Genomic DNA, 7,987 nt, shown 5'->3' with positions numbered 1-7,987 from the left:
GACGACTGGGGCGCCTATGACGATTGGGGCGCCTATGACGATTGGGGCGCCTACGACGATTGGGGTGCCTATGACGACTGGGGCACCTATGACGACTGGGGCACCTATGACGACTGGGGTGGCTATGACGATTGGGGCGGCTACGACGACTGGGGCGGCTACGACGACTGGGGCGGCTACGACGATTGGGGCGGCTACGACGATTGGGGCGGCTACGATGACTGGGGCGGCTACGACGACTGGGGTGGCTACGACGATTGGGGCGGCTACGACGACTGGGGCGGCTACGATGACTGGGGTGGTTACGATGACTGGGGTGGTTACGACGATTGGGGGTGGTAAAGAAATCCCCAAATAAATCCCATGTCCAAACAAATGATATGCGAAAGCGCCAATGGCAGGAAGATGCTATTGGCGCTTTCCTTGATTTTTTCAAGGTGTGTAAAAACATTGACTGTTCTTTGTGAGGGAAGGTTTTGCAAACTTTTGGGAAATGGTAATTTTTAAAAATACATCTCTGGTATCATCGTTTTTGTGAACTTGTCAGAAATTCATTTCTGAATTCATTATAAGAATTATAAGGGTTCATATTATTATTCACAAATCATGGACGACAGATATGCTTGTCTCCCTCGCCACTCCGGCGAAAGCCTTAGGGCGTGGACTCACCAAGACGACGATGCCAGCGGCATTTTCTTGAGAATCGCTGATCTTTTCGCCCGCGGGAAATAGCCGAATCTATTTTCAAGGGCGAAATGTCAGCGAGATGCAGCGAAAAGGGCAACCTTCAGGGCTGGCGCGCCGGATTTTATGGGGGCACGCCTGAAGCCTCGTGCCGCAAGCGCATGCGATTGTGGCCTGAGATGCCGGCTGATCCAGGGTATGACAATGCGGGTGTCGTGTCGTGTGGCCTTAAATATTTTGATCTGGACAACGCCTTGATTTATCGTGATTTCTCTTGTGTGTCCCCCGCCTGTCAGCAGGGACATTCCTCCGGATCGTTTTCCAGGGCTTCGCGCGTGGCCTCCTCGCGTGCGGCCATGGTCGCCATTTTGAGAAGATAGGCCACAAACTTGCAGTCGGCCTGATAGGCCATGTCCGTCAGTTCCTGCGACATGCGCGCGATATAATCAATCATTTCACGTCTGCTGACGGAATCGGGGTTGAATGCCTTTTCGGCCATGCGTCGTGTCATTTTGTTCATTATTATATGCCGCCCATCTTGGCGGAAACGGTATGGTTTCCGCCTTTTTCCCTGCCTGCCCCCTTGCAGGACCCGTCCCTCCCCCAAAAGGACGATCCGTCATTATTCTTAGGGATCCGTCCGAATACGGATTATAGCCATTCATATATAGTCTTTCATGACCCTTTGGACGCTATGAACATGAAAATATCATTGGCATGCACGCATGACCAACGCATTGAAAATGACACGGGCATGCAGGTTGCAAATGGGTAATATATTACCTTTTGGTATGCATGCCATGGTGATCAGCGTGGCGATGTGTCCTGCTTTTCGGGGCAAAAAAATTTTGTCGTAAAACGGGGCAAACACGCATTTCCCGCCCGTTTTGGGAGGAATGTCCGGGTATTCTCGCACTCTCGCCTGGTGCGGAAAAGAATCACATACAGCGCGCCTTAAGCTGCCAGCGGCCCTGGGCGGCCTTGAGCGTGCCGGGAAGAGCGGAGGCGCGCGCGCCGCTGCGGCAGGCGAAGTGTCTCAAGGTGGACAGCGCAATGCCCTCAACAATACGCCCATCGCCCGCCGTGTGGCCCAGGCGGCGATGAGGGGCGGATACGGCGATATGAAAGATGCCGGCGCCCTCGTGGCGCAGGGCCACGTCATAATCGCGGCCATTGTAGCGCACGCGTTCGTGATGCCGGCGGCCGTCGGCATAGGGGCCGGCCGCCGGGCTTGCCTGCTGAGCAGGCGGTGGCGCGGCCGTGCAGCTGGCAAGCAGCAGCGCAAAAGCAATGGCTGCGGCACCTTTGCCGCATGACGGGATGGTTCTCGCCATGGTTGCAACTCCAGCGAATATCATGGAAAGGCACTATTGACCTGCCGGGGCTTTCAAGGCAAGCCCGCAGGAGCAGGTGTTTGTAAAGCCCGCAACATGCGCGGGTTAGAGAGGGAGTAACGTTTCAATGCCGCCGTTTCGCCCGGAGGAGCATCTGGCCAGCCGCGTAAACCGATTCGTTGAATCGGCCATATTGCGCATGTCTGCCAAAGCCCGTGCCTTGCGGGCTGAAGGCGCGGACGTGATCATGCTCACCCTGGGCGAGCCCGATTTCGATACGCCGGAACACATCCGCAAGGCCGCCTGTGCGGCCATGGAGGCGGGACACACCCATTACGCCCCCATCCCCGGCCTGCCGGAGCTGCGTGCAGCCATCGCCGAGAAGCTGAACCGGGAAAACGGCATTGCGGCCAGGGAAGAGGAAATCGTTGTCACCAACGGCGCCAAGCAGGCCATCGCCAACGCCATTCTTTCCGTGGTGGACGAGGGGGATGAGGTGATCCTGCCTGCGCCCTATTGGGTGGCCTATGACGGCATTATCCGGCTTGCGGGCGGGCGGCCGGTGGTTCTGCCGGGAAGTTTCGAGAGCGGCTGGCGGCTGTCCGCCCGGCAGATCGCCTCGGCGCTGACGGAGCGCTCGCGGCTGCTCATCATCAACACGCCCTGCAATCCTTCCGGCACCGTGGCCTCGCCCACGGAGCTGCAGGCGATCGCCAATATCGTGCGCGCCCATCCCGACCTCATGGTGCTCTCTGACGAAATCTACGAATACATCGTCTTCGATGATGCGCGGCACATTTCCATTGCCGCCCTGCCGGGGATGAAGGCACGCACGATCACGGTCAACGGCTTTTCCAAGGGCTTTGCCATGACCGGCTGGCGTCTGGGCTATGCGGCGGCGGCCGCGCCCATCGCCCGTGCCATGGTCAAGATGCAGGGCGCGATCACCGCCGGTGCCAATGCCTTTGTGCAGAAGGCGGCGGTGACGGCCCTGAAAGGCTCACGCGAGGCGGTGGAGGCCATGCGCCAGACCTATCAGCAGCGCCGTGATGAGGTGATGGCGCGGCTGGAAACGCTGCCTTTAGTGCGTGCGCACAGGCCGGAAGGAACCTTTTATGTGCTTCTTGACATTTCCATGCTTCTCGCCCGCGCCCGGGACGATTTGCCCAAGGATGACGTGACGTTCTGCGACTGGCTGCTGGAGCATCACCATCTGGCGCTGACACCGGGCTCGGCCTTCGGCGTGCCAGGCAGCGTGCGCATCTCGTTTGCCACATCACAAGAGCTGCTGGATGCCGGGCTTAATCGCCTCGCTGCGGCCATCGAGGCTTATGTCCAGGCTTAAAAACCTCAGTTGGCCTCTTCCGCCTCCAGCTGCACCACTTGCAGGGTCTTGAACAGGGTGACCGCGTCCTCGGCGCCGAGGATGGCGTATTTGCGGGCGATGATGAAGGCGGGAATGCGCTTCACGCCGAGCTTGTGCGCCTCCTGGATGTCCTTCCACACCTCGTCCACGTCCAGCTCCGATTCCAGCATCTTGCGCGCCTTGAAGACGTCCATGAGGCCGATATCAGCAGCCGCCTGCGCCAAAACGTCAATGTCGCCGATATCCTCGCCCTCCTCGAAATAGAGCTTGAACAGGCGGTCGGCCATTTCGCTGGCCTTGCCCTGTTCCTGGGCCCAGCGCATGAGGCGGTGTGCGTCGATGGTGTAGGGCTGCACCTTGATGGCATCGAAATTGAATGTGATGCCTTCCAGCTTGCCGGCCTTCTCGATCTCATCCAGAACTTTCCGCACCTGCACCGGCGTGCCGTAGGCCTTGGCCAGCCAGTCCTTGCGCGGAATGCCGCCGGGCGGAATGTCGGCGGCGAGCAGATAGGGGTAATAGGTTACCTTCACCGGCGCTTCCAGCATGGACAGCGCCGCATCCAGACGCTTCTTGCCGATATAGCTCCATGGGCAGGAGAAATCGCAGATCACGTCCAGCTCAATGGCGCGCACGTCATCATCACTGGCGGCGTTCTGCTGCGGCGCGCCTGTGGTCTCATCATTCATGGCCGTTCCTTTCATGTGCCTGTTTGAACCCTTGCGCAAGAGAATGCCCCGGCCGGCGCCCCGATGCAATGGCGCTCTTGCCGGCCTTTCCGCATGGCAAGGGATGTTCGCCTGCGCAAGATGGGCGGTTCGTCATGCAGGTTGGTATTACTGCCCGGTTTCGGGCTCGGTCCAGGTGGTTTCGGTGAGAAAGCCATAGAGAGAGGGATTCTCAGGACGGTGCAGGCGGCGCCAGCGGCCGATCCACTGCCCGGGGGCGTGATAGAGGGGAATGACGTAAAAGCCGCTGATCAGCAGGCGATCGAGCGCGCGCACGGCGGCAACGAAGGGTTCGCGCTCGCGGGCGGCGACGATTTCCTCGATCATGGCATCGATGGCCGGATCGGCCACGCCCATGTAATTGCGGGTGCCGGGGCGGGTGCGGCCCTGCGAGCCCCAGTAGAAGCGCTGCTCGTTGCCCGGAGAGAGGGAATTGTACCAGGTGTAGGGCACCATGTCATAGGCGTAATTGAGCAGGCGGCGGGTGAACTGGGCCGAATCCACAAGCCGGATGCGCATCTGAATGCCGAGAAGCCGCAGGCTGCGCTGCCAGGTAAGCGCCAGACGCTCCTGCTCGATGGTGGCCACGAGCAGCTCGAAGGAGAATGGCGCCCCTTGCGCATCAACGAGGGTCTCTCCCTTCAGCCGCCAGCCGGCTGCGCGCAGCAGGTCATAGGCGCGGCGCAGGTTGCGGCGGTCATGCCCGGAGCCGTCTGATTTCGGCGCGCGCCAGGAGCCGTTGAGAAAGCGCGGCTCCAGCCGGGCTTTCACCTTGTTCAAGAGCGCATGTTCCAGCGCGCTGGCCGCCCGGCCGACGGAAGACAGCTCCGAGCCGTCGAAATAGCCATGGGTGCGTTCATAAAGGCCGTGAAAGAGGTTGGCATTGGCCCACTCAAAATCGAACGTATGCAGCAGGGCCTCGCGCACGCGGCGATCGGCGAAGAGGCGGCGGCGGGTGTTGAAGACGAAGGCGGACAGCGGCTTGGGCAGGCCGGTGGGGATCGTTTCCTTGATGAAGCGGCCTTGCCTCACCGCCGGAAAGTCATATCCGGTGGCCCAGCGGGTGGCGTCGGTCTCGTAGCGCAAATCGACAAGCCCCTTTTTCAGGGCCTCAAAGGCGGTTTCGGTATCGCGGTAATAATCGAGAATGATGCGGTCCTGATTGAACTGACCGCGGCGGCTGGGCAGATCCCTGGCCCAGTAATCCTTGCGGCGCTCGAAGACGACGCGCTGGCCGGGGCGCACCTCGGCGATGCGATAGGGGCCGGAGCCGAGCAGGGGCTTGAGCGTTGTGCGCTCAAAGGGATGATCGGCAAAGAAATGCCGGGGCAGAACCGGCATCAGCGCCAGGATCAGCGGCAGCTCACGATCCTCGCCGGAAAGATCGAAGCGGATGGTGTGATCATCAAGAAGGCTCGCCTCTTTCACGCGCGCATAATAGCTGCGGTGATTGAGCCGGCCATGATCGCGCAGGGTCTGCCAGGAAAAGAGCACATCCCGCGCGGTGACAGGTTCACCATCGGCAAAACGGGCGGCCGGATCGATGTGAAAGGTGATGAACCGGCGATCATCCGGCATCTCCACACCGCGGGCGATGAGGCCGTAAAGGGAGAAGGGCTCGGCGCGGGAACGGGCCATGAGCGGCTCGAAGACATAAAGCGCCACCTGCCAGACGCGCTGGCCCTTGATGATGAAGGGATTGAGGCTGTCAAAGGAGCCGGTGATGGCCATGCGCAAGACACCGCCCTTCGGCGCCCTGGGATTGACATAGGGAAAATGCTCAAAATCCGGGGCCAAGGCCGGGCGGCCGTGCATGGCAATGCCGTGCAGGATCTGTCTTGCGTTCTGGCGGCTTTCTGAGACAGCGGATGTGTGCGCCTTCTTGCCGTCGGTTGCCTGTTGCGCAGCGGCGGGCAGAAGCGGCAGGCTGAGCGCCCCGCCCAAGCCGCCGATCAGGCCGTGCAGGAAACGCCGCCGCGAGGGATATGTGCGCGAATCGTCCATGGCGTGCATTCTATGCCGAGCCCGTGGCCAGACAAAGGGTGCGCGGAACTGAACAGAGCGGATTTGCGCCTCCTTTTGGGCTTCGTCTCACCTCTGTTCAATTATATCGCCCTATACATGCGAATGATTTTCACCATAAAAAGTGTAATTAATCACATGCTACGCAAATACCTTTAGTTAGGCATTCTTCCACCCTTGCCCAAACTTGGGAGGATGCAATTTTTTATTGAACATCAATTAGTTATGTCAGCAACTCAGTTGCCATTGATATTCTTTTCACACGTGAAGCACCTTTTTTCCCTCCCCCTGGCAGGGGGAAGGGCGGGGAGGGGGACGGGCAATTTATCTCTGCGTTTGTGGCCCGACCCCCTCCCGGCGCTTCGCGCCGACCTCCCCCTATCAGGGGGAGGATTGAGACGATGCATCCTTTAGGCTAGCCCTCCTTAAACAACCAAGACAGGATAAGGCTGTGACGCAGTGGAGGAGTAAGGACAGACACAACCAACTCCACCTTAATGGAGGAAGATCATTTTTAAAGTATTGAATTCGCACACTCTTTTGTCATGCCCGGGCGTGTCCCGGGCATCCAGGGGCGGTTTACTCATGCGGTGATGGCCGTCAAGAAGGGTTCTTCTAGGTTCTGTCCTTTAAAGGAGATCACCGCCGGAAGGATATTATATATCCTTCCGGAACGTTTTGGCGGGGTATATTACCCCGCCATTCACGCCTTAGGCGGGGTTGTAAACCCCGCCTAAACGTTCCGAAACGGGATACAATCCCGTTCCGGCAATTTATTTTCATACGGCCTTGGTCTAGCCGGTTGGCGAATGTCGTCGTTCTCCGAAACCGCCTCATCTGTGGCCCTGGATTGCCGGGGCAAGGCCTGGCAATGACGTTTTCTTGTTGTTTATCAATGAGTTAATCAGCAAACGCCCAACGTATGGAAAGTCTTTTTTCCTCGGCCGGTTTGACGGCAACATCTTGCTTCCTGAAGCTCCTCGGTCACCAGTGGGTTTCGTCTGAAAAATGCCGGGTTTTTGAGCCAGGGGGCGGAAAGAATTGCCGACCTTAACGCTTCCGCAAGGATTGGCATGGGAAATTAGTCTTACTTGCTAAGTATGAGGTCAAGAGAAGTGCTAGGCCGTGTTTACATTTTCTTATTCGATGGGGATTCCCTTTGAGGCGTCAATGTGATTCAAGATCGCAAACTGAGGGAGGCGATCTTGATTCGACGGGCACTTACAGACCAGCAATGGGAACGCATTAAGGACATGGTGCCAGGCAAGGCCGGCGACCGGGGCCGTACTGGCACGGATACCAGATTGTTCATCGACGCCGTGCTGTGGATTGCGCGCACAGGCGCGCCGTGGCGCGATCTGCCACCAGAATTTGGCCCCTGGTATACAGTTTATACCCGCTTCTGGCGGTGGTCGCGCAAGGGCGTTTGGGAGCGCCTTTTCAAGCACTTGCGTGAAGATCCGGACTTTGAATATCTGATCATCGACAGCACCATCGTGCGGGCGCATCAGCATGCTGCCGGCGCAAAAGGGGGGCTCAGGATCAGGCCATCGGACGCTCGCGCGGAGGGCTGAGCTGCAAAATCCACGTCCTTGTCGACGGGTTTGGCAATCCTCTGCTTTTCATTCTCACCGCCGGTCAGGTGGCCGACATTGCGCAAGCCATTGATCTTCTCAAGGGCCTTTCCCTCAGCAAGGTGCTGGCTGACAAGGCCTATGATTCGAACGAACTGCGCGCCTTCATTGCCGGGGCTGGTGGTGAGACGGTGATTCCCTCGAAGCGTTCCCGGACAGTTACCATCCCCCATGACAGAGAAATCTACAAAGAACGCCATCTGGTTGAGTGTTTCATAA

The 7,987-nt window shown here is 58.7% G+C and carries 8 protein-coding genes; 4 read left to right on the top strand and 4 right to left on the bottom strand.

Translation table 11 applies throughout. The features are described from left to right. On the top strand, nt 1-342 hold a 342-nt coding region (locus tag EK16_RS12440), incomplete at its 5' end, for a hypothetical protein (protein WP_081910479.1). Nucleotides 343-976: 634 nt separating this feature from the next. Here the strand turns inward: EK16_RS12440 and EK16_RS10420 are convergent. Together EK16_RS10420 and EK16_RS10415 are read right to left on the bottom strand one after the other, a co-directional pair. After that, nucleotides 977-1,183, bottom strand: a complete 207-nt coding sequence (locus tag EK16_RS10420; RefSeq protein WP_038036931.1) for a hypothetical protein — start codon at nt 1,181-1,183, stop codon at nt 977-979. Between the two features lie 439 nt (nt 1,184-1,622). Continuing rightward, nucleotides 1,623-2,018 carry a hypothetical protein gene (locus tag EK16_RS10415; protein WP_038036930.1) on the bottom strand — a complete coding sequence of 132 codons (396 nt, stop codon included), beginning with the start codon at nt 2,016-2,018 and terminating at the stop codon, nt 1,623-1,625. Between the two features lie 127 nt (nt 2,019-2,145). Here EK16_RS10415 and EK16_RS10410 point away from each other — a divergent pair, with 127 nt between their 5' ends. Continuing rightward, entirely contained in the window at nt 2,146-3,363 is a 1,218-nt protein-coding gene (locus EK16_RS10410; RefSeq protein WP_051929260.1) for a pyridoxal phosphate-dependent aminotransferase, read from the top strand. A gap of 5 nt (nt 3,364-3,368) precedes the next feature. On the opposite strand, the gene EK16_RS10405 is transcribed toward EK16_RS10410, so the two are convergent. Both EK16_RS10405 and EK16_RS10400 read right to left on the bottom strand, forming a co-directional pair. Next, nucleotides 3,369-4,073, bottom strand: coding sequence for a DsbA family oxidoreductase (locus tag EK16_RS10405; RefSeq protein WP_197059678.1), 705 nt, complete (start codon nt 4,071-4,073; stop codon nt 3,369-3,371). Nucleotides 4,074-4,220: 147 nt separating this feature from the next. After that, nucleotides 4,221-6,116 (bottom strand): extracellular solute-binding protein, encoded by a 1,896-nt coding sequence (locus EK16_RS10400; protein WP_038037038.1) that lies wholly within the window; start codon nt 6,114-6,116, stop codon nt 4,221-4,223. 1,223 nt (nt 6,117-7,339) lie between these two features. Here EK16_RS10400 and EK16_RS10395 point away from each other — a divergent pair. Next, nucleotides 7,340-7,708 (top strand): IS5 family transposase, encoded by a 369-nt coding sequence (locus EK16_RS10395; protein ID WP_231573672.1) that lies wholly within the window; start codon nt 7,340-7,342, stop codon nt 7,706-7,708. Continuing rightward, nucleotides 7,606-7,987: transposase (locus EK16_RS12435; RefSeq protein WP_197059690.1), on the top strand; the 382-nt coding region annotated here is incomplete at its 3' end. The genes EK16_RS10395 and EK16_RS12435, both read left to right, overlap by 103 nt.

It is taken from the genome of Thermopetrobacter sp. TC1 (assembly GCF_000746275.1).
Taxonomy (GTDB): Bacteria; Pseudomonadota; Alphaproteobacteria; order Rhizobiales; family Aestuariivirgaceae; genus Thermopetrobacter.
The sequence above is the reverse complement of the archived record's forward strand: the minus strand, read 5'-3'. Positions and strand labels throughout refer to the sequence as shown.

Bases quoted from the DNA above. Each gene is read 5' to 3' on its own strand.
- EK16_RS10405 (WP_197059678.1), bottom strand. From the start codon at position 4,073: ATGAATGATGAGACCACAGGCGCGCCGCAGCAGAACGCCGCCAGTGAT.
- EK16_RS10400 (WP_038037038.1), bottom strand. From the start codon at position 6,116: ATGGACGATTCGCGCACATATCCCTCGCGGCGGCGTTTCCTGCACGGC.
- EK16_RS10415 (WP_038036930.1), bottom strand. From the start codon at position 2,018: ATGGCGAGAACCATCCCGTCATGCGGCAAAGGTGCCGCAGCCATTGCT.
- EK16_RS10410 (WP_051929260.1), top strand. From the start codon at position 2,146: ATGCCGCCGTTTCGCCCGGAGGAGCATCTGGCCAGCCGCGTAAACCGA.
- EK16_RS10420 (WP_038036931.1), bottom strand. From the start codon at position 1,183: ATGGCCGAAAAGGCATTCAACCCCGATTCCGTCAGCAGACGTGAAATG.